Consider the following 24,409-nt stretch of genomic DNA (forward strand, 5'->3'; position numbering starts at 1 on the left):
CTTTTATTTGGTAAACAACACTAAAACTACTTATAAAGTATATAATATTTTATTTTTTATACCTCAACTTACCTATTTCTATTTGAATAGCAGTTCTAGCTAGTATTGTGAAAATTAGCGCTCCCATAGCCCAAATACCTATAGTAACTCCAATCTCTATTCCAGTAGGAGTATATTCTGCTATTTTACCGTAAGGACCAGGTATAAATCCAGGAATAATTAAACCAAAACCTTTTTCAATCCAAATAGCTATAAACAAAATAATACAAGCAAAGAATAGTACTTTAAAATTATTTCGAAGTTTATGAAAAGTTAATATAACAGTTGCTATAACATTTAAGGTTATTGCCGTCCAAATCCAAGGTAACAACGCTGTTTTACCATCTAAACCAAAGAATAAATAATAAGCACTTTCACTATGATGAGTTGGTGCATAAAACTCTTTAAATAATTCAGAAATTAACATAATTAAGTTAATTTGAGCGGCAACAGTAACAACTAAAGCTAATTTTTTAATAGTCTTATCTTCTATTTTAAATTCGGTATGTGATCTAATAATAGCCAATACCAAAATAATTAGTGCAGGACCAGCAGCAAAAGCTGATGCTAAAAAACGAGGCCCAAGTAATGCTGTGTTCCAAAAAGGTTTTGCTTGTAAACCTTGATATAAAAAGGCAGTAACTAAATGAATACCAACAGCCCAAAAAACTGAAATGATTGCACCAGGAAGGTATACTTTCTTTTTAGACTCTTTACCTTGATAATGTCTAAATAATATGTAAAAAGGAATACTAATATTAATAAATAAGTATCCATTTAAAGCAATAACATCCCAAGTTAACATAGAATTAGGGAAATTAAAAACACCCACAATAGGCATCATATGCCATAAAACAGAAGGCCCTCCCATATCGGCAACAACAAAAGCTAAACACATTATAAGTGCTGCAACAGCTAAGCCTTCACCAATAAGTACCGCTTGCTTAAAATCTACATCTTTTAAAACATAGGTTGGCATAACTAACATAACAGCTGCTGCTGCTACACCTACTAAAAATGTAAAATTAGAAATATACAAACCCCAACTTACACGATCTGTCATTCCAGTAACACTTAAACCGTGTTCTAACTGAATAGAATAGCAGTACATTCCAATTAACATTATAAAGGTTAAAAAAGCCATCCATAAATGATACTTCTTAGATCCATGTGTAATAACATCTAGACTGTCTTTAATTAAACTTCCAAAAACTTTAAGTCTTCTCATTTTATTTTTTATTATAACTCTTAGTATATATCTTATTTTAGGCCGTCTCCTAAAGGTCGGGCTTTCCGTTAAATCTTTTATTTGACAACTTTTCGACTCCGCTCAAAGAGACAAATAAAAGGATATCACTGCAATCCCTAACGCAATAGTATTTAATCCATAAAGTACCAGAACTTAGGTTCTGTACCTAAATCTTCTTTTAATCTGAATACTTTTTTGTTTTCTAGTACCCAACGAATCGTACTTTCAGGATCTAGTAAATTACCAAAAATACGTGCACCAGTAGGGCAAGCCTCAACACATGCGGGGTTTTTACCAGCTCTAGAACGTTGTACACAAAAAGTACATTTTTCCATTACACCTTTCTTACGCATTCTATTTCCTAAATAATGCTGATTTTTGTTTACTTCTTCTTCAGGAACTTCAGGTTTACTCCAGTTAAAACGACGACCATCGTAAGGGCAGGCAGCCATACAATATCTACAACCTACACACCAATCGTAATCTACTACCACAATACCATCTTCTTCTCTCCAAGTAGCTTGTACAGGGCATACTTCTACACATGGAGGGTTATCACAATGAAAACATTGAGTTCCCATATAAAAATGACCTTCGGCTGGAACTTCATGATAATAATTATCATCCGCTTCATTAAAATTAAATCCTTTTCCGTCTTTCATTTCATGAATACGGATATATTCCATTTGTGAATTTCTATCTTGATTATTTTCTTCAACACAAGCACTCACACAATCCATATACCCTTGACATTTTGATATATTGAATGCATAACCGAATAACACATCATCTTCGGCATTTTTAGATGACATACTAACATTTTTACCTGTTCGTAGTTGATAAGATCGAACCAACCTATCTACAGTTGCGTTCTTTTCTTTATCATCCATCATTTTATAGTTTCCTTTAAATTGCTCTTCCCAATCTATTTGTGCTTTTTCTTTAGATTCTTCACTTGAAGTAACACTTGTACAAGAAGCAGCAGCTCCAGCACCGATTAATAAACTAGCAGTTAGTTTTTTAAATGCAGATCTACGATCCATTTTTACATCAAAAACCTGTTCAAATCCATCTTTATGTCTTTCTTCTCCTATAGAAGCATCTACAGCAGCTTCAAAAAATTCTTCATTATTTAATTCTTCTTTTGGAGCATGAGAGTTACAACCTCCAGAAGTACTACCACAACCACAACCGCCACCTGAAGATTCTTGTTTGGTTGTGCTGTTTAAGTTCAACCTAAAATATTTACCAATTCCACTCATAATATTATATTTTCTATAAAATCATCAACATCAAATAAATTGATATTAAAGAAATGTTAGGTTATTTTCGTTCTTTAGCTACTTGTGTGTTAAATCTTGCAGGCCATTTGGTATCGAAACCTGGTGAATGTGGATTATGACAATTCACACAAGTTAAAGAAGCTCTTGGAGGAGCCCAGCTACCAATTCGTTTTCCATGCGCACCACCTGTCCAATCTTTATATTGTTTTTGATGACATTGACTACACAGTTTATAGCTATTATTAAGATCAATACTATGTCCTGTTATACTTTTAAGATTGTCCATATTGTTTCCATCATGACAAGTAGTACAGTTCATTGTATTAGCATTAGCATGGTTTAATTTAATATTCCAATGCGCTTTTTTTAAATCTTTACGTTGCATTTGCTGTAAAGGTTTAGAATGACATTCAGTACAGGCATATGATTTTATCTCACCTTTTCGTTCAGGGATAGAGAAGGTAATTCCATTTTCAGTTATTTCTAATAACTTTAAATTCCCTGTATATTTTTCTGAAGAAATAGAAATACCTTTATAATGTTTACTTTTAGCCTCAATTTTATCAGTAACGCTATGATATTCGTCTTCTTTATGCTTACAAGATGTAGCAATAAATAAAAATGCGATACTTAAAAACCAACCTTGTTTTATGTAATTTGTATTTATCATTGTTCTCGTATAAAAGCTTTTATCTCTGTAAGTTCTTTAGTGTTTGGTACATGACATTGTCTGCAATTAACTCGTTCAGGGTGTGATACTCTTATTTCTTTTGGAGCACTTGGGCCTGCATGACATGCTAAACAGTTTTCGCGTAATTGTGTTTGATGAGGTATAACAGGTGGACTCGTAATTAAAGCATTATTATTTCCTACTTTCGGTGCATGTACTTTTGCAAAATTACCTGCTTTAAATAATGTTTTAGATTTTTGAGTAACATGACATTGTCTACAATTAACCAATTCAGGATGCGGTGTAACAGGTGTGTATGCCTTATATTTTTCAACAAAACCACCGTTTTCATGACATTTTAAACAATCATTTGCTCCTAAGCTTTGATGCTCGTTTACAGGATGCGGAATACTAGGTGGTGCTCCATGATATGCTCTATTATCATAATATGTTTCTAATGTTCTTTGATGTTCAAAATCTACAGGCATATTAGTATAGTCTAATGCATGTTCAGAACGTTTAAAAACACCAGCTTCTGTAGGGATTGTAGGAATAACGTTACTCTTTTTTATAGGAATATAAGCTTCTTCTTGTCCTTGGTAATAACTATAATTCCAAATAGTAATAAAAGCAATGAATAGCACTACAAATAGCGATATGATACCTAATCGTTTTCTCATAATTTATGCTTTTTCTACTTTAACTGCACACTTTTTATAATCTGGTTCTTTAGAAATAGGACAAAAAGCATCTAGAGTTACATCGTTAATTAACATGCTTTCATCAAAGAAAGGAGCAAAAACCTGTCCTTTGGTAGGTAAACCTCTTTCGTTAATTGAAGCAGGCATAATACAAGAACCTCTTCGTGATGATACCTTTACTTTTTCACCATTTCTAATACCTAAAGCTTTTGCATCATCTGGATGAAATTCAAGGTATGCATTTGGCATTCCTTGATGTAATACAGGAATTCTACGTGTCATAGAACCTGTATGCCAGTGTTCAATAACACGACCAGTATTTAACCAAAAAGGATATTCTTTATCAGGCATTTCTGGTGCTGGTTCATAAGGACGTTGCCAAATAATTGCTTTACCATCTGGTTTTCCATAAAAATGAAACTCTTCACCATTTGTACATGCAGGATCATATTTAGAATTAAAACGCCATTGAGTTGATTTACCGTCTACATATGGCCATATTACTCCAGATTCCTTTTTTAGAACTTCAAGAGGCGCCATACCGTGTTTTTTTCCTTCATGAAACTGACGGTATTCATTATAAATTTCTTCTACATGATTTTCTTTAGAATATGGGAATAAATCTCCATATCCCATACGTTTAGCAACCTCTATAAACATCCAAGCATCAGGAGTAGTATCGCCAGGTCCTTCTACCATTTGATCCCAGTGTTGCGTTCTTCTTTCTGAGTTTCCATAAAGCCCAGATTTTTCTATGTGCCAAGATGCAGGTAATATTACATCAGCAACATCTGAAGTTGGAGTAGGGAAGACGTCAGAAACTACAACAAAACAAGAATCTTTTTCCATTGCTGGGCGGAATCTACTTGTTCTTGGTAAAGACACTAATGGGTTTACAGCTTGTGTCCAAATAAATTTAATATCACCTCTATCAACAGCTCTAAACATTTCAGTAGCATGGTAGGTTGGTTTTGATGGAATCTTTTCTACAGGAACTTTCCAAATTTTAGCAGCTTTAGCTCTATGCTTTGGATTCATTACAACCCCTTTCGGTAGTTTATGTGTAAAAGTCCCTACCTCACGAGCAGTACCACAAGCAGAAGGTTGACCTGTTAAAGAAAACGGGCTATTACCTGGTTGCGATATTTTACCTGTTAATAAGTGAATGTTATAAATAATATTATTCATCCAGGTACCTCTTGTGTGTTGATTAACCCCCATACACCAAAGTGACATTACTTTTTTGTTTGGATCACCATAAATAGCTGCCAAATATTTTATGTCTTTAACAGAAACCTTTGTGAGTTTTGAAACTTTCTCAGGAGAATAATCTTCTAAAAAGGTTTTATAATCGTCAAAATTTATTTTGGTAGGTTTGTCTTTAAATTTATAATTATCTTCTAAACCATACCCCATTTTAGTAAGTCCTTTACTAAAGTTACAATGTTTCTCTACAAATGACTTATTAACCCAGCCATTATTAATTATTTCATAACAAATAGCATTACCAACAGCTAAATCTGTTTGAGGTTCAAATAGAATAGATTTATCTGCAGCCATACTAGAACGTGTTGTTCTAGTAGCAAAATCGATAATTTTAGCACCTCTCGTATTTTTTTGCTCTAACATTCTAGAAAATAATACAGGGTGCATTTCAGCCATATTATTTCCCCAAGTAATGTAGTAATCTGCATGATCAAAATCTTCATAACAGCCCATTGGTTCATCAGCTCCAAAAGTGGTTAAAAAACCTGTAACAGCACTGGCCATACATAAACGAGCATTACAATCTAAGTTATTTGTACCAATAGCTCCTTTCATAAACTTTGAAGCTACATAGCCTTCTGGAATTGTAGATTGACCAGAAGTGTACATAGCAACAGAATCTTTACCATGTTTCTCAATGGTTTCTTTCATCTTGTTAGCAACTATATCTAATGCCTCACTAATTGGAGTTTTTACATAGGTACCGTTTTTTTTAACTAAAGCATACTCTAATCTATCTTTGGCTTGAATACACATAATTTGATGGTATCCTTTTACACAAAGTAATCCTTTATTAACGCTAGAATTAGGATCTCCTTTTACGGCTATTGCTTTTCCATTTTCTACACCAACTAAAATTCCACAACCTACACCGCAAAAACGACAAGGTCCTTTTTTCCAATCTAAATTTCCATTTGAGATTCCTGCTAATTGTTCATTAGCAAAAATAATTCCAGGAAACATAGTTGCTGCAGCTGTCATTGCTGCTGTAGCAGCCATTTTTTTTATAAAACTTCGTCTACTTGTTAAAGAGGCGCTCATATCTTATTTATTTTATTGGTGTATTAAATCCAGAAACCAATGCAAGTAATTTTAAACTCTTTATGGTCTCTATAGTTTCTTTTAAACTTTTATCTTCTGCATCATCTTGTGTTTCAGTAAGAACAACAAGTAAATTTTCATTTTCTGCAGGAATTATTTCACATCCTTTTAAAATAGAAATTGCTTGTTGAAGTTCTTCCTTCTTTCCGTCATGAGGGTGTGCTAAATAACTTTTAATAGGCATAAAATAGATGTTTAATTCTAGTACAAATTAGAGACTTTAAAAACATAATTTACATGATATTTATCATTAAGTCAAGTCGTTATGTTTTTTTAGAAATAACGAAAACTATCTAATCCCTTTGTTTAGTAGGTGTTTAGCAATTATTTGAAAAAGAGATAAGTATTCAATTTGTTATGATTATAAATAAGTAGCCTAATGCATGATTTATGTCATAGTTTAGGTTTATCTGTATTATTATTTTTGATGAACTAATATTTATTTATGGAGTATAAAATTAAAAGTAAGATTTGGATTGAAGTAGATGGTAATGTTTTTTTGGGAGACGGAAGGGTTAAATTATTAAAGTCGATAAACACTACTAAGTCTTTATCTAAATCGGCAAAAGAGCTGGGAATTTCATATAAAAAAGCTTGGATCTTGATCGAATCTGTTAATAATAATGCAATTGAACCTGTGGTTATTAAAAGTGTTGGAGGAGTTAGTGGGGGAGGTACAAAATTAACACCTTATGGAGTTAAAATGATAGCTGTTTTTGAAACTATCAATGTTAATTCATGGAAACATTTAGATAAACAAGTATTAAAATTTTTATAAATTAATAAAAGATAAAAAAGTCTTTTTATATGATATTAATCATATTTTTAAAGAATCAGCTGCTTTAATTTTGTATAGAATTTAAAAAGTCAACTGATGAGAACAAAAATTTCAATTTTAACACTATTTATATGTTTTGCATTTTTTTCATGTAAAGAGACAAAAAAAGAAACTATTAATAGTACTAATGCAACTACAGAGAAAGTAGATAAAGGGCAATCAGCTGTGGTAGATGAAGATTCTGAACCTAATGCGTTACAAGTAGCAGCTTCTTTAGAAGACTTTAAAACATTGGTTGTTGCTGTTAAAGCTGCTGATTTAGAAAATACTTTAGTAAATGCAGGTCCATTAACTGTTTTTGCTCCTGTAAATGCAGCTTTTGATAAACTACCAGAAGGAACTGTAGCAACATTATTAAAGCCTGAAAATAAATCAAAACTATCGTTCATTTTAAAAAATCATGTAGCTCCTGCAAATTATACAGTTGCTACTTTAGAGAAAAATGTACGTAAAAATAGAAAATTATATATGGCATCTGGCAAATATTTAGAAGTTACTAAAAAGGAAGATGGTTTATTTGTTGGGGGGACCAAAATTTTAAAATCAGTAAAAGTTAGTAATGGTTGGATACATGTTATTGGAGATGTATTAGTGCCTAATGATAAATAATAATTAAAAAATCAATATAAAATGAGATTACAAAATGTGTTAATGATAATGTTAATTACATTATTTGTTAGTTGTGGAGGTGGAGAAAAAAAGGATACCTCAAATAATAAAAAACCTGCAAAAAAAGCGGCAGTAAAAAAAACAGTAACTAAAACAGTAGCAACTAAAAAAGTTAAAGAAGAAGGAATTGTAGATTTAAATAACAAAGGTATTGGTCCTATTAAATCGGTAGAATTAACTGAAACAATAGATAAAGCTATGGCAGATAAAGGGGCTAAAGTTTTTAAAAGTAAATGTTCAGCTTGTCATAGAACAAATAGAAAATTTATTGGACCAAACCCTACAGGTATTTTAAAAAGACGTTCACCTGAATGGGTAATGAATATGATTTTAAATCCTGACGAAATGGTTAAGAATGATCCAATAGCAAAAGAGTTATTAATGAAGTTTAATGGTTCACCTATGGCCAATCAAAATCTTTCTAAAGAAGAAGCGAGGCAGGTTCTAGAGTTTTTTAGAACATTATAATAATTAATTATAAAATAAACACTGATGAGAACAAGTTTTAAATTTTTAATATTAATTTTATCAACTTCTTTTTTGTTTGTAAGTTGTGGTAATAAAGGTAATAATAGTAATAAAAGTGCTTTAAATAGTAGTAAAGCAGAAAAGGTATATGTTGCACCAGGTGAACACGATTCGCATTATGCATTTATATCAGGAGGTTATAGTGGTAACTTAACAGTTTACGGTTTACCTTCAGGTAGAATGTTTAAAGAAATTCCTGTTTTTTCTCAATTCCCAACTACAGGTTATGGATATTCTGAAGAAACAAAACCAATGTTAAATACTTCTTTTGGTCAAATACCTTGGGATGATTCTCATCATCCAGATATTTCTCAAACGAATGGAGTTTTAGACGGACGTTGGATATTTATAAATGGTAATAACACACCACGTATTGCAAGGATTAGTCTTACAACTTTTGAGACTGAAGAAATTATAGAAGTACCTAATAGTGCAGGTAACCATAGCTCTTCATTTATTACTGAAAATACAGAGTATGTCGTTGCAGGAACACGTTTTTCTGTTCCAGTACCACAGGTTGATGTGCCTATTAATGAATATAAAGGGAATTTTAAAGGAGCTTTATCTTTTATAAAAGTAGATAAAGAAACAGGTAGAATGGGAATTAAATTCCAAATACTAATGCCAGGTTTTAACTACGATCTTTCTCACCCTGGTAGAGATAAATCTCATGGATGGTTTTTCTTTACTACCTATAATACTGAGGAAGCAAGTACTTTATTAGAAGTAAATGCTTCACAAAATGATAAAGATTTTATTGCAGCTATTAACTGGAAAAAAATTGAAGAATATGTAGATAATGGAGGTGGTACTAAAATGCCAACAAACTATGCGCATAATGTATATGATGAGCATACACATACTGCAACTTCTACAATGGTAAAAGAAGTATTAACGGTTAATCCGGCAGATATTCCTGGAGCTATTTATTTTTTACCAACTCCAAAATCACCACATGGTTGTGATGTAGACCCAACAGGTGAGTATATTATTGGTAATGGAAAGTTATCGGCAGATTTAACAATTCACTCTTTTTCTAAAATGTTAGAAGCTATCGAAAATAAAAAATTTGATGGTGAAGCTTATGGAATTCCTATTTTAAATTATGAAGATGTTTTAGCCGGTTCTGTTAAGTCTGGAGGTTTAGGACCGTTACATACAGAGTTTGATGGTTTAGGTAACGCGTATACTACTTTCTTTATTTCTTCTGAAGTTGTAAAATGGAAAATAGGAACATGGGAAGTAATTGATAGAAAACCAACATATTATTCAGTTGGTCACTTAACAATTCCTGGAGGAAACTCAAGAAAACCTTTTGGTAAGTATATGTTTGCGATGAATAAGATTACAAAAGACCGTTATTTACCAACGGGTCCAGAATTAGAACATTCTGCGCAATTATATGATATATCAGGTGATAAAATGGAATTATTATTAGATTTTCCAACCCATGGAGAGCCACATTATGCTGCTGCAATACCAGCAGATATTATAAAAAACAATTCTAAAAAATTCTATAGATTAGATGAAAATAAGCATCCATACGCTATTACGTCTCCAGCAGATGCAAAAGTAGTAAGAGAAGGGAAAGACGTACACATTTATATGTCTATGATTAGATCTCACTTTACGCCAGATAATATTGAAGGTGTTAAAGTAGGAGATAAAGTATACTTTCATATTACAAATCATGAACAAGATTTTGATGTACCGCATGGATTTGCAATGATTGGAGCTAATAATTCGGAATTATTAATAATGCCAGGGCAAACAAAAACGCTTACATGGTATCCTAAAAAAGTAGGTGTTTGGCCTTTTTATTGTACAGATTTCTGTTCAGCATTACATCAAGAAATGCAAGGATATATTAGAGTTTCACCAAAAAACTCAGACATAAAATTATCTTGGTCTTTAGATGGTGAATAATAAATTATAATTGATTTTTAGTTGATTTGGCTGCTTGATTTTATAGGTTGATATTTAGTTATCAAGCAGCCTTTTTAAAAAACTAAAGATACTAAATAAAAACTTTTTTAGGTTTAAAAAACACACAGATGAAAAAAGCAGGTATTATTATGATTATCGGCTCTTTACTATTATTGAGTTTATTCAAGTTTCCTTTATGGAACATTATGCTTGGTGCTCCGCAATATCCAGACCCTTTAGGAATGAACATTCATATAGACGGTATTAAAGGAGTTTCTGAATTTGATTTAACAAATATTGATGGCCTTAATCATTACATTGGTATGAAAGTAATACCTAAACCAGCAGATATGTGGGAATTTTCGGTTTTTCCGAAAGTAATTGGAGGTATGGCAGGATTGGGTGTGTTAATTGGTTTACTTGGTTTTTTTGGTAAAGTTTCCTATAAATGGTTTATTGGTTGGTTTATATTAATGACTGTTTTAGGAGTGCTAGGTATGTATGATTTTAATCAATGGTTAACAGCATATGGAAGTGATTTAGACCCACATGCTATTATAAAAGTAGTAAATCCAGATGGTAGCCCTATGAGCTATAAGCCACCATTATTAGGATATCAAAAAATGTTAAATTTTGATGTTACTTCTTTACCACACACAGGAGGTTATTTAATGTTTGTTGGTATGACGCTTACTATTGTTGCATTTTTTGTTGGAAAAAAAGAAACCAAACACCTATGAGAAAAGGAATCATATTTTTATTGATGTTAACTTTAATTCTAGCTTGTTCAATAGCGCCCTCAAAAATTGAATACGGTAAAGACGCTTGCTCTTTTTGTAAAATGAATATTGTAGAGAAAGCACATGCAGCACAAATAGTAACAAAAAAAGGGAAACCTTATAAATATGATGCTATTGAATGTATGTTAAATGATTTAGATGATAGAAAGATTGATAAAATTGCATTGTTTTTAGTTACAGATTATTTAAAACCAACACTATTAATTGATGCAAAAACAGCAACATATTTAGTGAGTCCATCAATAAAAAGCCCAATGGGAGCTAATTTATCAGCATTTTTATCAAAAAAAGATGCAGAGAAATTTGTTAAAGTTGATGCAGACAAAATATTTAACTGGCAAGAAATTAAAACGAGTTGGTTTTCTAAATAGAATATATTTTTAAAATTAAATAAATCTGTCTTGAAATTTAATTTTTAGGGCAGATTTTTAAAATAATAGAAACATAAATGCTGTTGTAGTTTAAAAAAAGGCAAATGTTTCAGGTAATGAAGATACTAATCTTTGAATATTAGATAACAAAATGCAAAATAAAATAGTTCAACTTTTAGGAATCATATTTTTTACTTTAAATGGTTACGCTCAAACTATTGAAGTATGTAAATCTTGTAAGGTGAAAACTTTAACTGATGCCATTGTTAAAGCAAAACCTCATGATAAAATTATTATACAAAAAGGTACTTATTTAGAAAGCAATATATTAATAGATAAACCTTTGCAAATAATTGGTAAGGGTAAACCTATTATTGATGGTGAATATAAAGGATATGTACTTGTAGTAAAATCTGATAGTGTTTCGGTATCAGGATTAAATGTTATAAATCCAGGGAAAAGTTATACCAAAGATTATGCAGCAGTTTATATTTCTAAAAGCAATCATTTTACTTTTAAAAATAATAGATTGGAAAGTGTATTTTTTGGTTTTTTAATTGAAAAATCTCATCATGGAAAAATTATTAATAATCATGTTTCAAGTCAAGCAGTAGATCAATCAGCATCAGGAAATGGTATTCATTTATGGAATTGTTCGAACATGCTTATTGAAAATAATGAGGCACATAATTTAAGAGATGGTATTTATCTAGAATTTGTTAAAGAGAGTAAAGTTTTAAATAACAATAGTCATGATAATATGCGCTATGGTTTGCACTTCATGTTTTCTAATAAAAACGAATACCATAACAATATTTTTAAAAATAATGGGGCAGGAGTTGCTGTAATGTTTTCTAAATTTATAAAAATGACAGGAAATACATTTACAAAAAATTGGGGAACAGCTTCATACGGATTGTTATTAAAAGAGATATATGATGCAGAAATAGAGAATAATACTTTTAAAGAAAATACAATAGGTATTAACGTAGAGGGATCTACAAGAATTAATTATTTTAAAAATAATTTTATAAGTAATGGCTGGTCAATAAAAATTGCAGGGGCATGTTACACTAATATTTTTAAAGACAATAATTTTTTGAACAACTCATTTGATATCTCTTACAATAGTAAAATAAACGATAATAAATTTGATAATAATTACTGGAGTTCATACACAGGGTACGATTTAGATAAAAACGGTGTTGGAGATATACCATATAGACCAGTAAAGTTATTTTCTTATATAGTTAATAAAACACCTGAAACAATTATTTTAATGAGAAGTTTGTTTGTTGATATTATTAACTTCTCAGAAAAAGTATCACCTGTATTTACACCAGATGAATTGGTTGACAGTAACCCATTAATGAAGCCATTTAAATGATTGAAATAAGAAATTTATATAAAAAATTCGGAAAAGTAGAAGTCCTTAAAGGATTGGATTTAAGTATTAAATCTGGTGGAATTTTTGCTGTATTAGGACCCAACGGTTCAGGTAAAACAACTTTAATAAAAAGTGTTTTAGGAATGGTAATTCCTAATAAAGGAGATATTGTTATTGATGGCAATAGTGTTTTAAAAAAGCATGAATACAGAAATAACATTAATTATTTACCACAGATAGCTAATTTTCCTAGTAACTTAAGTGTAAATGAATTAATAAAAATGGTCAAAAATTTGCGATCTAAACCAGCAGTAGATCAAGATTTGATTGAGTTGTTTCGTTTGCAACCATTTTTAGATAAAAAATTAGGTAACTTATCAGGAGGAACCAAACAAAAAGTAAATCTAGTATTAACTTTTATGTTTGATAGTGAATTAATCATATTAGACGAACCAACTACGGGTTTAGACCCAATCTCTTTATTAAATTTAAAAAAAATAATTCTAGCTGAAAAGAAAAAGGGTAAAACCATTTTAATAACCTCTCATATTATGAGTTTTGTTGAAGAAATGGCAGATGAAATAGTTTTTTTATTAGATGGTAAAATCTATTTTAAAGGTACATTAACTGCTATTAAAGAACAAACCAAACAAAATGATCTTGAACATGCTATTGCAGCAATTTTAATTAAAGAAGATGTTTAAAATATTAAAATATAGTTTTTACGATTTAATGCGTAGTAGTTGGAGTTATGTGTACTTCTTATTCTATTTAGCACTCGGTTTTGTGTTATTGTTTTTAAATAACGATGTTTCAAAAGCTGTAATTACTTTAATGAATGTTATTGTAGTGCTTACACCTTTAATCGGAACAATTTTTGGAGTAATGTATTATTATAATTCGCGTGAATTTACTGAGTTATTATTAGCACAACCTTTAAAAAGATCTACAATCTTTATGGGGCAGTATTTAGGCGTTTCTATATCGCTTTCATTAAGTTTAGTTATAGGTTTAGGTATTCCATTTTTAGCTTATGGTTTACTAGAATCTAATGATATTTTTAACTTTGTATCTCTTATAGCCGTAGGAGCTTTTTTGACTTTTATTTTTGTGGCTTTGGCATTTAATATTGCATTATCAAATGAAAATAAAATTAAAGGCTTCGGATATGCTATTTTATTATGGCTGTTTTTGGCTGTAATCTATGATGGCTTATTTTTAATTTCTTTAGTAATGTTACAAGAATACCCGTTGGATAAATTTTCTTTAATAGCTACGATGTTTAACCCTGTAGATTTATCGCGAATACTAATACTTTTAAAATTAGATATTTCTGCCTTATTAGGTTATACAGGTGCGGTATTTCAAAAGTTTTTTGGAACAAATATCGGAATGGTGTTATCTACAATGGTTTTAATGCTATGGACTGTTTTGCCTACTTGGAGAATTGTTTCAAAATCTAAAAAGAAAGATTTTTAACCTCGTTATTATTATAAACTTAAAAATCATGATAAATATCATGATTTTTTTTTTAGGATAGTGTTAGTTTTATCAAGTAAAAGATAAAAAGGTCTTTTACTGTACAAAAACTAATTAACTATGTTATCAAAAAAACAAGCACGTGCATTTTTTCTTGGCGGAACAGTGGTTACTTTTTTAATTTTTATTGGTCTTACCATTTATTCTTTTAGTAAAGGACAAGACCAATCAAATTATGGGAAAATAACAGAATCTGTAGTTCGCGGAAAGAAAATATGGGAAGAAAACAACTGTATGGGGTGCCATACAATTTTAGGAGAAGGAGCCTATTATGCTCCTGAACTAACTAAAGTAATAGACCGACGAGGTAAGGGCTATATTAAAGCCGTTTTAATGACGCCTGTAGATTGGGCACCAAATGGAAGAAAAATGGTAGCCTATGGTTTTTCAGAAGAAGAAGCAAACGATGTAATCAACTTTTTTGACTGGATTGATGATATTGATTTAAACGGGTTTGATAGAGTTGTATCTCCATTATCAAAAGACAATAACTAAACTAAAGAAATTATGAAATATAAATCACAAAAAGTTGCGTATTGGTTTTTTGCCCTTTCAATGTTACTGTTTGGTCTTCAAATTATATACGGTTTTATAATGGGATTTGCACATGCAGGATTCGATGGACTGCATAGTATTATACCTTTTAATACAGCAAGAGCTGTACACACTAATTTATTAGTAGTATGGTTATTATCTGGTTTTATGGGAGCCGCTTATTACATTATACCAGAAGAAGCACAACGAGAATTAGTAAGTGTAAAATTAGCCTATGTACAATTAATATCATTAGCATTAGTAGGTGTTGTAGCTATTATTGGTTTTCACTTTAATATTTGGGAAGGACGTAAGTTTTTAGAAATTCCAAGACCCTTAGATTATTTAGTGGTAGTAAATGTGTTGCTGTTTTTAGGGATTATTTTATTAACCTTATTTAAAGGAAAACGGAGAACGACAACATCTTTAGTACTATCAATGGGGTTATTATTTGCAGCTTTATTATACTTACCAGGTATGTTACCATTTGATAGTCAAGTAACAGATTCTTTCTTTAGATGGTGGGTTGTTCACTTATGGGTAGAAGGTGTTTGGGAATTAATAATGGGAGGTATTTTATCGTTCTTATTAATAAAATTAACCGGTGTTGATAGAGAAGTAATTGAAAAATGGTTATATGTAATTGTTGGATTAACTTTTTTATCTGGAGTTTTAGGTACAGGTCACCACTACTATTATATTGGAGTAAATAAAATTTGGTTAATTGTTGGTGGAATATTCTCTGCTTTAGAGCCTTTAGCATTTTTGGCAATGGCATTATTTGCTGTTAATATGTATAGAAAAGGAGAAAAGAAGCACCCAAATAAATTAGCATTGTATTGGACACTTGGAGCCGCAATTGTATCTTTTATAGGAGCAGGTTTGCTAGGTTTTGCACATACATTACCACAAACAAATTTATATACTCACGGAACTTTAGTTACTGCAATGCACGGTCATCTTGCATTTTGGGGAGCTTATGCTATGATTGTTTTAGCTATTATTAGTTATAGTTTACCAAACATGACAGGTAGAAAATTGTATGAAAGTACAAGAGGACGAATGGCTTTTTGGTTCTCTAATATAGGTATGATAGGTATGACAGTTGCTTTTGGTGTTGCTGGAGTTGTTCAAGTGTATTTAGAACGAAAATTGAAAATGGAATTTATGGAAGTTCAGAAAGAAGTTGAAGTTCATTTTATAGTACTTATTCTTTGTGCAACATTATTCATGACAGGTATTATTTTATACTTCATAGATTTTTATAAACACGGAAGACCTACAGACGAAGCATTAGAAGTTAATCAAAACTAAAAAAGTTAAAAAATGAAACATTTAAAATTAGGTTTATTATTACTAGCAGCAACTACATTAGTTACTAGTTGTAATAGTGATAAAAAAGAAGGACACAGTTTAGCAATGACAAACTCTGCAGAAATAGTTGTTAAAGGTACTATGGAAGCAGAATTAACAGCTCCACCAAATGTACCAGCACCAGTGGGAGATAGACGTGCAAAAAAACTGCTGGTAAACATGGAAATTATTGAAAAAGAGGGTACAATGACCGATGGGGTTAAGTATGTATATTGGACTTTTGGAGGTTCAGTTCCTGGAAGTTTTATTAGAACAAGAGTAGGAGATGAAGTCGAATTTACTTTATCAAATCACCCAGATAATAAACTACCTCATAATATAGATTTACATGCCGTTACAGGTCCAGGTGGTGGAGCAACATCATCATTTGTAGCTCCAGGTCATGAAAAAGTATTTTCATTCAAAACGTTAAATCCTGGGCTATATGTATATCACTGTGCAACAGCTCCTGTAGGGATGCATATTGCGAATGGTATGTATGGGTTAATTTTAGTTGAACCAGAAGGAGGTTTGCCTAAAGTTGATAAAGAGTATTATATAATGCAAGGTGATTTTTATACGAAAGGTGAAAATGGAGAACCTGGGTTACAAGCATTCGATATGAAAAAAGCAGTTGATGAAGATGCTGATTATGTAGTGTTTAACGGTAAAGTAGGAGCTTTAACAGGAGACAATGCTATTACAGCAAATGTTGGTGAAACAGTTCGTTTATTCGTTGGTAACGGTGGACCGAACCTAACATCGTCTTTTCATGTTATTGGAGAAATTTTTGACAATGTTCATGTTGAAGGAGGAGATTTAATTAATACAAATGTGCAAACAACATCAATACCAGCAGGAGGAGCAGCAATTGTAGATTTTAAAGTAGATGTTCCTGGAACTTTTATATTAGTTGATCATGCAATTTTTAGAGCTTTCAATAAAGGAGCTTTAGGAATGTTAAAAGTAAAAGGAGTAGAAGATAAAAAATTATATTCTGGTGTAAAACAAGAAGGTATCTATAATCCAGAAGGAGGAACGCTTCAAGAAATGCCAGATGATGGTAAAAAAGTAGTTGTTAAGAAAAGTTCTGATAAAACATTAGCAGAAAAAATAGCTTCAGGTAAGCAAATATATACACAAACGTGTTTTGCATGTCACCAAGCAAACGGAGAAGGAATAGCGAATGCTTTTCCTCCTTTAGCAAAATCGGATTATTTAAATGCTGATGTAAAAAGAGCTATTGCAACTGTTATACATGGTAAAACAGGAGAAATTACAGTAAATGGTAAAAAATACAATAGTGTTATGACTAAACAAACCTTAACAAATGAAGAGGTTGCTGATGTACTAACATATGTATATAACTCTTGGGATAATAATAAAACAAACGTAAAAGTATCAACAGTACAAGAAGTTAAAAACGCTCACTAAATTCAAATTCAATGAAAACCATTTTAAGATTGGCAATTTGTATGTTACTATTTTTTACAGTCAATGTGAATTGTCAATCTAAAATGGTTAAAATTAAAGGAGATAGTTATATCCCTTTATACGGTAGAGATTCTTTAAAAGTTAGTATTTCAGATTTTTTTATGGATGTATATCCGGTTACGAATCAAGAATTTGTACAGTTTGTAAAAGAAAATCCGAAGTGGAGAAAATCAGCTGTAAAAAAAATATTTGCAGATGCTAGTTATCTTAGAAATTGGAAATCAGATACAGAATTAGGCAGAAATCAATCAGTAAAAGCACCAATAACTAGTATTAGTTGGTTTGTAGCAAATGCGTACTGTGAATGCCAAGGAAAGCGATTACCTACTATTGATGAATGGGAATATGTAGCGATGGCAAACAAAAAAATGCCAGATGCAAGAAAATTAAAAACGTATAATGAATTTATTTTAAGTTGGTATGAAAAACCTAAAACTTTTAATAATGATATCGGTTCTACCTTTAAGAATTATTGGAATGTATATGATTTACACGGTTTAGTTTGGGAATGGACATCAGACTTTAATTCGGTTTTAGTATCAGGTGAGTCAAGAAAAGATGTAGATAATGATAGTAATTTATTCTGTGGAAGTGCGGCAATAAATGCAACAGATTTAATGAATTATGCCGCTTTTATGCGCTATGCAATTAGAGGAAGTTTAAAAGCAAAATACACTATGAAAAACTTAGGATTTCGTTGTGTAAAAGATTTAAAAGATGAAAAAAAATAAAACAATATTAGTTGTACTACTGTTATTCATAACTTTTGTGTCATGCAAAAATAGTACAACTGAATCAATTACGAATAAGGATATAACGTATCAATGTCCGATGAAATGTGAAGGCGAAAAAACATTTACAGATAAAGGAAGTTGTTCGGTTTGTAAAATGGATTTAAAACTAGTAGCAACTGTTTCAAAAAAAGTAGTTAGCAATGAAATTTCTGATGAGTCTATTTTCAATTTAACTTCTAAATGGAACACGGAAGAAGGAAATGTGATTGAGTTAAAAGACTTAAGGGGGAAAACATTGGTAATGGTAATGATTTATACAACTTGTAAAGCAGCTTGTCCAAGATTAGTTGCTGATATGAGAAATATAGAAAAACAAGTTCCGAAAGAATATAATAATGATTTACGTTATGTATTGGTAAGTATAGATCCAGAAACGGATACTCCAGAAAAACTAAAAGCTTTTGCGAAAGAGAATTTAATGGATGATGAACATTGGACGTTTTTACAAGGAACAAAAACAAGTGTTAGAGAATTTGCTAATGTGTTAGCTGTAAAATATAAAGAAATATCTCCGTTAGATTTTTCACATTCAAATATAATAAGTGTTTTCAATTCAGAAGGAGAGTTGGTACATCAACAAGAAGGATTAGGAGTTGATAACAAAGAGACAATTTTAAAAATTAAGGAAACAGTTACTAAATAAACTCTATATGAATTCAGTTGAAAAAATCACTACTTTAAACGGAGTAAAAAAAGCACCTTATTATAAATCGATAGGTAAAGAAGTTGACGTTTTCGAGCACTCTTACAAGCAAAAAATACCATTTTTATTAAAAGGACCAACAGGAACTGGTAAATCTAGATTTATTGAGTTTATGGCGTATAAACTCAATAAAAATTTAATTACTGTTAGCTGTCACGAAGAAACTTCATCAACAGATTTGATTGGACGTTACATTATAAAAGGAGCTGAAACAGTTTGGTTAGATGGCCCGTTAACCATTGCTGTAAAAACAGGAGCAATTTTATATTTAGATGAAATTGCAGAAGCAAGACCTGATGTAATTGTAGCTATTCACTCACTTACTGATCATAGACGAGAGTTATTTATTGATAAATTGGGAATCACTATAAAAGCACACGAAGATTTTACTTTGGTAGCTTCTTTTAATCCTGGTTATCAACGCGGATTTAAAGAGTTAAAACCATCAACAAGGCAACGTTTTGTTGCAGTTTCTTTCAATTATCCTGAAATGAAATCTGAAATAGAAATTTTGGTAAATGAAACTAAAATTCAGGAATCTGATGCAAAGAAACTCGTTAACATCTCCAATAAGATTAGAAACTTAACAGAATTAGGTTTAACAGAAACTGTTTCTACACGATTGTTAATTGATGCAGCCAAATTAATAACTTCAGGCTTACCAAAACGATTAGCAGTTCATGTTGCGGTTGTAGAACCACTTACCGATGATACAGATGTAGTAAGTGCTCTGAATGATTTATGTGATTTAATGATATAATAACTAAGTAGGTAGTAAAACAGTTTACAGTTGGTAGTCATTCCAACTATTTAATTACTTACTACATACTGAAAACTAAATTATGTTTGAATTTGAACCAGATGAATACATATTTACCAAGTTTGCTCATTATTTTAAACGACGTCGTAAAAATAAAGAAGCAAATTTAGCACATGCGGTAACTTTACAAGAGGTAAAACCTCGATTAACGATTTTTGCACGTGCAATTACTGGTAAGACCATTGAAATTTATGATGCTGAAAGAGAAGGTGGTTATAAAAATAATAACTTTTTTTTGCCTTCAAAATTTGCTGAATTTCTAACCATAGAAGAAAATACTTCTTTCTATTTATTCAGAATTTTATACTTGTCTGTTCAGAAAAATTTAGAACTAAACTGGAAGATAATAAGTGAATATTCATTAGTAGAATCTCAAGAAAAAGCGAAAGAAAATTCAACTAAGGTATTGCAACAATTATTTAAAGAATTCCCGATTACAGAAAAATATTATCAGAAATTTAATACTCACTATGTAGAGAAGTCTTCTAAAAAAGATGCAGTAGATTATTCTTTTATCTACGGAAAATGGATGGTGAATTCGAAAGAAGAAGCATCAAAAGATACTTTAAAAAACTTTTCAGAGAAAGTAAAAGAAGCGAATCAAGATCAAGCAAAAACAATTTTAAAAGCAAGAGCAGTAGAAGAAATTATTTCTGTTCAAGTAGATGAAAAACAATTAGAAGATGCCGTTTTACAACATCAATTTGAAAAAGTAGAAACAGCAGATGAATTTGGAGGTAATTTTAGAGACATGGACGGTGAAGATGAGTTAGATGATCATGCTAATGCTTTAGAAGATTTAAATATGAAATATACGGTTCGTGTAGATGATGTTGCTCATTCTGTGTATCAGGCAGATTTTGTAGAGAATACAACAATTGCAGAAAGTGCTGAAACAAATGAAAAGGGATATTTTGTACCTTATGATGAATGGGACTATAATAAACGTGCTTATAAAGATCGTTTTTGTAAAGTGTATCCTAAAAGTATCTTAAAAACAGATGTTTCGTACTATAAAAATACAATTTCTAAAAACCGTTCTACTTTATTAGGGTTGCGTAAAATGCTAACGAATGTTAATAATAAGTATCAATTACAACGAAGACAGAGCCAAGGAGAAGAATTTGATTTAGATGCTATTACTGATTTGTTTGTTGATGTACATTCTAAAATTACACCTTCAGAGAAAATCTATTTATCGAAACGAAAAAAGGAAAAAGATTTATCTATTTTATTATTATTAGACTCAAGTTTATCAAGTGATGGTTACGCAGCTAATAATAGAGTAATTGATGTAGAAAAACAGGTTTCTATTCTTTTTGGGGAGATTTTAGAGGAGTTTAATATCGATTTTTCTATCAATTCTTTTTACTCAAAAACTAGAAATCATTCTAGTTATATAACAATGAAAGATTTTGATGAAGATTGGAATAAAGCTAAACATAGAATAGGTGCTATAGAACCTAGTGGTTACACTCGTATTGGTCCTGCACTTAGACATTCTGGAGCTTTATTAGATAAACGAGACACCAAAAACAAATGGATTATTTTAATTTCTGATGGTAAGCCAAATGATTATGACAAGTATGAAGGTGCATATGGAGTGAATGATGTTAAACAAGCTTTAAGAGAATTGAACGAACGTCAAATAAACTCGTATGCATTGGCTATTGAAGCACAGGCAAAGTATTATTTACCACAAATGTTTGGAGAAAACCATTATCAAATTTTAACAACACCTGTAGAACTATTACAATCATTAGTGAAACTGTACGAAAAAATAAAACATCAACAATAAATGAATACTTCAGTTATAGATCATAAAAATATTTATTATCCACCAGGAGGAATTCTTATGTGGATTATTATTTATTTAGAGTTATTTACTTTTGGAATGGCATTAATTGCAATGGTTTACTATGGAACTGAAGAACCAGTAGTTTTTGCTGATTCTAGTAAATTATTGAATCCAACTTACGGAATTATTAATACGATTTTTTTGTTAACTAGTGGGTTTTTTATGGCAGTTACAGTAAAAGAATTAAAGCATAAAAACAAGCAAAAAGCACAACAATATTTATTAGTAACAATGTTTTTTGGAATGCTGTTTTTAGGATTGAAAAGTATAGAATATTACGATAAAATTGAAGCAGGTTTAAACATGAGTTATAATACCTTTTTTAGCTTTTATTGGATGCTTACTTTATTTCACGTAATTCATGTTATTGTAGGATTAGTGATCTTAATTTCTGTGTATTTTGGAATAAAAAAAGAAAAAAGTACTACTAATATTGAAGATGTAGAAGCAAGTGCTACTTTTTGGCACATGTGCGATTTAATTTGGTTGTTATTATTTCCAATAATCTATTTACTTTTTTAATTATGAATAAATCAGCGATTATTACTTGGGTTATTTTATTGATGTTAACAATTATAGCAGCGTTGTTTTCTGGTTTTGAAAACAGGTTTGTAGTATTTTTAATTATAGGGTTAGCAGCTATGAAGTTTTTAGGGGTTGCTTTTCAATTTATGGAATTAAAAAAAGCACATTCTTTTTGGAAGTCATCTATTGTAATTTTTGTACTGATTTTTACTGCTTTAATTTTGATAATTCATTAAACTTCAAAATCTTTTAAGGAAATATACCTTCCTTTTAATTTGATATTCTCTGTAAATTCTTTAATGTTTTTGTCTTTAAAATCTGCCATTAACTTTTGTTTAAACGGAGCAACAGTAAAATGTACAGGGCAAGGATTTGAGTCGCTACAAGATGACAGTCCCATAAAACAATTATCAAATTTTGTAGAGCCATCTATGCATATTATAATATCCCAAACTGTATTTTTTAAATTAGTTTCGTTCAAATAAAAACCACCAGTTGGTCCTTTTGAAGAAGAAACCAATTTATTTTTAGTAAGTTGTTGTAATAATTTAGCTAAAAAAGGTTGAGGTACTTCTAGTTCTTCTGCAATTTTTTTAACCCCAACTTTTTTATTTTCTGTATTGTGAATTGATAGGTAAAGTACCGACCGAATAGCATATTTACAAGCGTTAGATAGCATTTATAATTTTTATATAAAAGTAGTAAAAAAGATGTTTTTAATCCTAATTATTTTCTTTTAAACTGATTTATAAAAAGGTTGAAAATTCCGATTAAAAGAACACAGCTTACAATTACTAAATATTCAAAATAATTATTAGCTAAAGAAAAGTTGCCCCAAACAACAATACCTTTATAAAATATAAATGCTTCAGTTAAAATAAAGCCTATCAAATAAATATAAACACTTTTTTTAGATAGTTGTATCAATTTAAATTGATATAAAAAAAGTAAAATAGCAATACTAACAACCCCTAAAAATGTCCAATGTAAATATCCTATAATTAAATCAACATTTGATGAGATTACTTTTGCAAAATAGGGAGTTGACCCAATTATTTGAAATACCAATTTTAAGAAAAATAATAACCCAGTAATTTTTAATAATTGAAAATAAAATTTAGAAAAAAAGGTAATTAATTGTTGTTTAAAAGAACGTAATTCTTCTAATAAAAAATAAAAAGCAACTAGCTGAAATAGAGCGCCTAAACCAGAAATAATATAAATGGTAATAGTAGGCTTCATCCATAATAAAGAAATACCGAAAGTTAAAAGAACGCCACTATTTAGCAACCAAAAAAATGATTGAAACGTTTTCTTTGTAAGTGTAATTTTTTGTTGCTCTAAAATGTATAAGAAAATTCCTAATAAAGCTAAAATAAACCAACCATTGTATTGAAAGTGAAGATAAAAATAAATGGCATTTCTATATAAATCAGAATCATTTCCTACAGTTTTTATAATAATACCTAAAGCCCAAGGACCAATACTCGAAATAATCATGTACCATAATGCAACACGAATACACTTATAAGAATTTGTTTGCTTGTATGATATTGGAGTATATTTAAAAATAAAATAAGCAAAAAAATAAGAAGCTATTAAAAAAAGCGTAGAGAATACAATAGAAAATAGTGCATATCCTGTAAAAGGAAAACTAATTAACATACCAATAATGGTAAGTTGTGTAGCCCAAAATAACCGTTTGTATTTAATATAAACATTTGTTTTACTTAAATACATTTTAAAAATAAGTGTAGTTAAAGCAGTATAAATCCAACCTAATAAGGCAACATGAGAATGTGAGTGTACTGTAAAACGATAGTTTATAGGCAAATCTATTATTGAAAAAAAACGAAGCAACACCCCTAAAAAGGCAATCATAAGAAAGTATGCTAACCCAATTTTAATATGTTTTTGTAAGAAGATTAATGAAGGTATTTTTCCTTTCATAGATTAAATTA

Annotated in this window: 26 protein-coding genes; 18 read left to right on the top strand and 8 right to left on the bottom strand. The window is 30.4% G+C overall.

Translation table 11 applies throughout. The features are described 5' to 3' along the window. Positions 1-49: 49 nt before the first annotated feature. From dsrP to CXF68_RS13070, 6 genes are all read right to left on the bottom strand, one after another. On the bottom strand, positions 50-1,267 hold the full coding sequence (gene dsrP, locus CXF68_RS13045) for a sulfate reduction electron transfer complex DsrMKJOP subunit DsrP (protein WP_101045306.1): 1,218 nt from the start codon (positions 1,265-1,267) through the stop codon (positions 50-52). Between the two features lie 152 nt (positions 1,268-1,419). After that, the gene (locus CXF68_RS13050) at positions 1,420-2,550 is read right to left on the bottom strand and encodes a 4Fe-4S dicluster domain-containing protein (protein ID WP_101045307.1); all 1,131 of its coding nucleotides are present in this window, start codon (positions 2,548-2,550) and stop codon (positions 1,420-1,422) included. Positions 2,551-2,611: 61 nt separating this feature from the next. Then, positions 2,612-3,241 (bottom strand): cytochrome c3 family protein, encoded by a 630-nt coding sequence (locus CXF68_RS13055; RefSeq protein ID WP_101045308.1) that lies wholly within the window; start codon positions 3,239-3,241, stop codon positions 2,612-2,614. Then, a complete protein-coding gene (locus CXF68_RS13060; RefSeq protein WP_101045309.1) occupies positions 3,238-3,921 on the bottom strand; it encodes a nitrate reductase cytochrome c-type subunit in 684 nt (227 codons plus the stop codon). The genes CXF68_RS13055 and CXF68_RS13060 overlap by 4 nt, the downstream gene beginning before the upstream one ends. Positions 3,922-3,924: 3 nt before the next feature. Then, on the bottom strand, positions 3,925-6,249 hold the full coding sequence (locus CXF68_RS13065; protein WP_101045310.1) for a molybdopterin-dependent oxidoreductase: 2,325 nt from the start codon (positions 6,247-6,249) through the stop codon (positions 3,925-3,927). Between the two features lie 7 nt (positions 6,250-6,256). Next, entirely contained in the window at positions 6,257-6,493 is a 237-nt protein-coding gene (locus CXF68_RS13070; RefSeq protein WP_101045313.1) for a hypothetical protein, read from the bottom strand. 261 nt (positions 6,494-6,754) lie between these two features. Here CXF68_RS13070 and CXF68_RS13075 point away from each other — a divergent pair, with 261 nt between their 5' ends. The 18 genes from CXF68_RS13075 (at position 6,755) to CXF68_RS13160 (ending at position 22,684) form a co-directional block, all read left to right on the top strand. After that, complete coding sequence (locus CXF68_RS13075; RefSeq protein WP_101045314.1) at positions 6,755-7,087, top strand: winged helix-turn-helix domain-containing protein; 333 nt, start codon at positions 6,755-6,757, stop codon at positions 7,085-7,087. Between the two features lie 96 nt (positions 7,088-7,183). Continuing rightward, a complete protein-coding gene (locus tag CXF68_RS13080; protein WP_101045315.1) occupies positions 7,184-7,756 on the top strand; it encodes a fasciclin domain-containing protein in 573 nt (190 codons plus the stop codon). Positions 7,757-7,777: 21 nt separating this feature from the next. After that, positions 7,778-8,284 carry a c-type cytochrome gene (locus CXF68_RS13085; RefSeq protein WP_101045316.1) on the top strand — a complete coding sequence of 169 codons (507 nt, stop codon included), beginning with the start codon at positions 7,778-7,780 and terminating at the stop codon, positions 8,282-8,284. Between the two features lie 24 nt (positions 8,285-8,308). Then, positions 8,309-10,270: a Sec-dependent nitrous-oxide reductase gene (nosZ, locus tag CXF68_RS13090; protein WP_101045318.1), complete on the top strand. Its 1,962-nt coding sequence runs from the start codon at positions 8,309-8,311 to the stop codon at positions 10,268-10,270. 128 nt (positions 10,271-10,398) lie between these two features. Further along, positions 10,399-11,010, top strand: a complete 612-nt coding sequence (locus tag CXF68_RS13095; RefSeq protein WP_101045319.1) for a hypothetical protein — start codon at positions 10,399-10,401, stop codon at positions 11,008-11,010. Then, the gene (locus tag CXF68_RS13100) at positions 11,007-11,441 is read left to right on the top strand and encodes a nitrous oxide reductase accessory protein NosL (RefSeq protein WP_101045320.1); all 435 of its coding nucleotides are present in this window, start codon (positions 11,007-11,009) and stop codon (positions 11,439-11,441) included. Before CXF68_RS13095 ends, CXF68_RS13100 begins: the two co-directional genes overlap by 4 nt. Positions 11,442-11,592: 151 nt before the next feature. Then, positions 11,593-12,828, top strand: a complete 1,236-nt coding sequence (locus CXF68_RS13105; protein ID WP_101045321.1) for a nitrous oxide reductase family maturation protein NosD — start codon at positions 11,593-11,595, stop codon at positions 12,826-12,828. Beyond that, positions 12,825-13,532 carry an ABC transporter ATP-binding protein gene (locus tag CXF68_RS13110; RefSeq protein ID WP_101045322.1) on the top strand — a complete coding sequence of 236 codons (708 nt, stop codon included), beginning with the start codon at positions 12,825-12,827 and terminating at the stop codon, positions 13,530-13,532. The genes CXF68_RS13105 and CXF68_RS13110 overlap by 4 nt, the downstream gene beginning before the upstream one ends. After that, a complete protein-coding gene (locus tag CXF68_RS13115) occupies positions 13,525-14,307 on the top strand; it encodes an ABC transporter permease (protein ID WP_101045324.1) in 783 nt (260 codons plus the stop codon). Before CXF68_RS13110 ends, CXF68_RS13115 begins: the two co-directional genes overlap by 8 nt. Positions 14,308-14,427: 120 nt before the next feature. After that, positions 14,428-14,862, top strand: a complete 435-nt coding sequence (locus tag CXF68_RS13120) for a cytochrome c (protein WP_101045326.1) — start codon at positions 14,428-14,430, stop codon at positions 14,860-14,862. 12 nt (positions 14,863-14,874) lie between these two features. After that, positions 14,875-16,215: a cbb3-type cytochrome c oxidase subunit I gene (locus CXF68_RS13125; RefSeq protein ID WP_101045328.1), complete on the top strand. Its 1,341-nt coding sequence runs from the start codon at positions 14,875-14,877 to the stop codon at positions 16,213-16,215. Between the two features lie 12 nt (positions 16,216-16,227). Further along, entirely contained in the window at positions 16,228-17,688 is a 1,461-nt protein-coding gene (gene nirK, locus CXF68_RS13130; protein ID WP_101045329.1) for a copper-containing nitrite reductase, read from the top strand. An 11-nt stretch (positions 17,689-17,699) separates the two neighbouring features. Continuing rightward, positions 17,700-18,479: a formylglycine-generating enzyme family protein gene (locus tag CXF68_RS13135; RefSeq protein ID WP_198553817.1), complete on the top strand. Its 780-nt coding sequence runs from the start codon at positions 17,700-17,702 to the stop codon at positions 18,477-18,479. After that, complete coding sequence (locus tag CXF68_RS13140) at positions 18,466-19,185, top strand: SCO family protein (RefSeq protein ID WP_101045333.1); 720 nt, start codon at positions 18,466-18,468, stop codon at positions 19,183-19,185. Before CXF68_RS13135 ends, CXF68_RS13140 begins: the two co-directional genes overlap by 14 nt. A gap of 7 nt (positions 19,186-19,192) precedes the next feature. After that, positions 19,193-20,005, top strand: coding sequence for a CbbQ/NirQ/NorQ/GpvN family protein (locus CXF68_RS13145; protein ID WP_101045334.1), 813 nt, complete (start codon positions 19,193-19,195; stop codon positions 20,003-20,005). A gap of 82 nt (positions 20,006-20,087) precedes the next feature. Next, positions 20,088-21,863 carry a nitric oxide reductase activation protein NorD gene (locus CXF68_RS13150; protein ID WP_101045335.1) on the top strand — a complete coding sequence of 592 codons (1,776 nt, stop codon included), beginning with the start codon at positions 20,088-20,090 and terminating at the stop codon, positions 21,861-21,863. Further along, on the top strand, positions 21,864-22,445 hold the full coding sequence (locus CXF68_RS13155; protein WP_101045336.1) for a cytochrome c oxidase subunit 3: 582 nt from the start codon (positions 21,864-21,866) through the stop codon (positions 22,443-22,445). Positions 22,446-22,447: 2 nt separating this feature from the next. Further along, the gene (locus CXF68_RS13160) at positions 22,448-22,684 is read left to right on the top strand and encodes a cytochrome C oxidase subunit IV family protein (RefSeq protein WP_101045337.1); all 237 of its coding nucleotides are present in this window, start codon (positions 22,448-22,450) and stop codon (positions 22,682-22,684) included. Here the strand turns inward: CXF68_RS13160 and CXF68_RS13165 are convergent. Both CXF68_RS13165 and CXF68_RS13170 read right to left on the bottom strand, forming a co-directional pair. Then, a complete protein-coding gene (locus CXF68_RS13165; protein ID WP_101045338.1) occupies positions 22,681-23,127 on the bottom strand; it encodes an Rrf2 family transcriptional regulator in 447 nt (148 codons plus the stop codon). The genes CXF68_RS13160 and CXF68_RS13165 overlap by 4 nt on opposite strands. A gap of 47 nt (positions 23,128-23,174) precedes the next feature. Further along, positions 23,175-24,398 carry a hypothetical protein gene (locus tag CXF68_RS13170; RefSeq protein ID WP_101045339.1) on the bottom strand — a complete coding sequence of 408 codons (1,224 nt, stop codon included), beginning with the start codon at positions 24,396-24,398 and terminating at the stop codon, positions 23,175-23,177. Positions 24,399-24,409 lie beyond the last annotated feature (11 nt).

This window comes from Tenacibaculum sp. Bg11-29, from assembly GCF_002836595.1.
In the GTDB taxonomy this organism is placed as follows: Bacteria; Bacteroidota; Bacteroidia; order Flavobacteriales; family Flavobacteriaceae; genus Polaribacter.

Coding starts and splice junctions, on each gene's coding strand:
- dsrP (WP_101045306.1), bottom strand. CDS start 1,267: ATGAGAAGACTTAAAGTTTTTGGAAGTTTAATTAAAGACAGTCTAGAT.
- CXF68_RS13050 (WP_101045307.1), bottom strand. CDS start 2,550: ATGAGTGGAATTGGTAAATATTTTAGGTTGAACTTAAACAGCACAACC.
- CXF68_RS13055 (WP_101045308.1), bottom strand. CDS start 3,241: ATGATAAATACAAATTACATAAAACAAGGTTGGTTTTTAAGTATCGCA.
- CXF68_RS13060 (WP_101045309.1), bottom strand. CDS start 3,921: ATGAGAAAACGATTAGGTATCATATCGCTATTTGTAGTGCTATTCATT.
- CXF68_RS13065 (WP_101045310.1), bottom strand. CDS start 6,249: ATGAGCGCCTCTTTAACAAGTAGACGAAGTTTTATAAAAAAAATGGCT.
- CXF68_RS13070 (WP_101045313.1), bottom strand. CDS start 6,493: ATGCCTATTAAAAGTTATTTAGCACACCCTCATGACGGAAAGAAGGAA.
- CXF68_RS13075 (WP_101045314.1), top strand. CDS start 6,755: ATGGAGTATAAAATTAAAAGTAAGATTTGGATTGAAGTAGATGGTAAT.
- CXF68_RS13080 (WP_101045315.1), top strand. CDS start 7,184: ATGAGAACAAAAATTTCAATTTTAACACTATTTATATGTTTTGCATTT.
- CXF68_RS13085 (WP_101045316.1), top strand. CDS start 7,778: ATGAGATTACAAAATGTGTTAATGATAATGTTAATTACATTATTTGTT.
- nosZ (WP_101045318.1), top strand. CDS start 8,309: ATGAGAACAAGTTTTAAATTTTTAATATTAATTTTATCAACTTCTTTT.
- CXF68_RS13095 (WP_101045319.1), top strand. CDS start 10,399: ATGAAAAAAGCAGGTATTATTATGATTATCGGCTCTTTACTATTATTG.
- CXF68_RS13100 (WP_101045320.1), top strand. CDS start 11,007: ATGAGAAAAGGAATCATATTTTTATTGATGTTAACTTTAATTCTAGCT.
- CXF68_RS13105 (WP_101045321.1), top strand. CDS start 11,593: ATGCAAAATAAAATAGTTCAACTTTTAGGAATCATATTTTTTACTTTA.
- CXF68_RS13110 (WP_101045322.1), top strand. CDS start 12,825: ATGATTGAAATAAGAAATTTATATAAAAAATTCGGAAAAGTAGAAGTC.
- CXF68_RS13115 (WP_101045324.1), top strand. CDS start 13,525: ATGTTTAAAATATTAAAATATAGTTTTTACGATTTAATGCGTAGTAGT.
- CXF68_RS13120 (WP_101045326.1), top strand. CDS start 14,428: ATGTTATCAAAAAAACAAGCACGTGCATTTTTTCTTGGCGGAACAGTG.
- CXF68_RS13125 (WP_101045328.1), top strand. CDS start 14,875: ATGAAATATAAATCACAAAAAGTTGCGTATTGGTTTTTTGCCCTTTCA.
- nirK (WP_101045329.1), top strand. CDS start 16,228: ATGAAACATTTAAAATTAGGTTTATTATTACTAGCAGCAACTACATTA.
- CXF68_RS13135 (WP_198553817.1), top strand. CDS start 17,700: ATGAAAACCATTTTAAGATTGGCAATTTGTATGTTACTATTTTTTACA.
- CXF68_RS13140 (WP_101045333.1), top strand. CDS start 18,466: ATGAAAAAAAATAAAACAATATTAGTTGTACTACTGTTATTCATAACT.
- CXF68_RS13145 (WP_101045334.1), top strand. CDS start 19,193: ATGAATTCAGTTGAAAAAATCACTACTTTAAACGGAGTAAAAAAAGCA.
- CXF68_RS13150 (WP_101045335.1), top strand. CDS start 20,088: ATGTTTGAATTTGAACCAGATGAATACATATTTACCAAGTTTGCTCAT.
- CXF68_RS13155 (WP_101045336.1), top strand. CDS start 21,864: ATGAATACTTCAGTTATAGATCATAAAAATATTTATTATCCACCAGGA.
- CXF68_RS13160 (WP_101045337.1), top strand. CDS start 22,448: ATGAATAAATCAGCGATTATTACTTGGGTTATTTTATTGATGTTAACA.
- CXF68_RS13165 (WP_101045338.1), bottom strand. CDS start 23,127: ATGCTATCTAACGCTTGTAAATATGCTATTCGGTCGGTACTTTACCTA.
- CXF68_RS13170 (WP_101045339.1), bottom strand. CDS start 24,398: ATGAAAGGAAAAATACCTTCATTAATCTTCTTACAAAAACATATTAAA.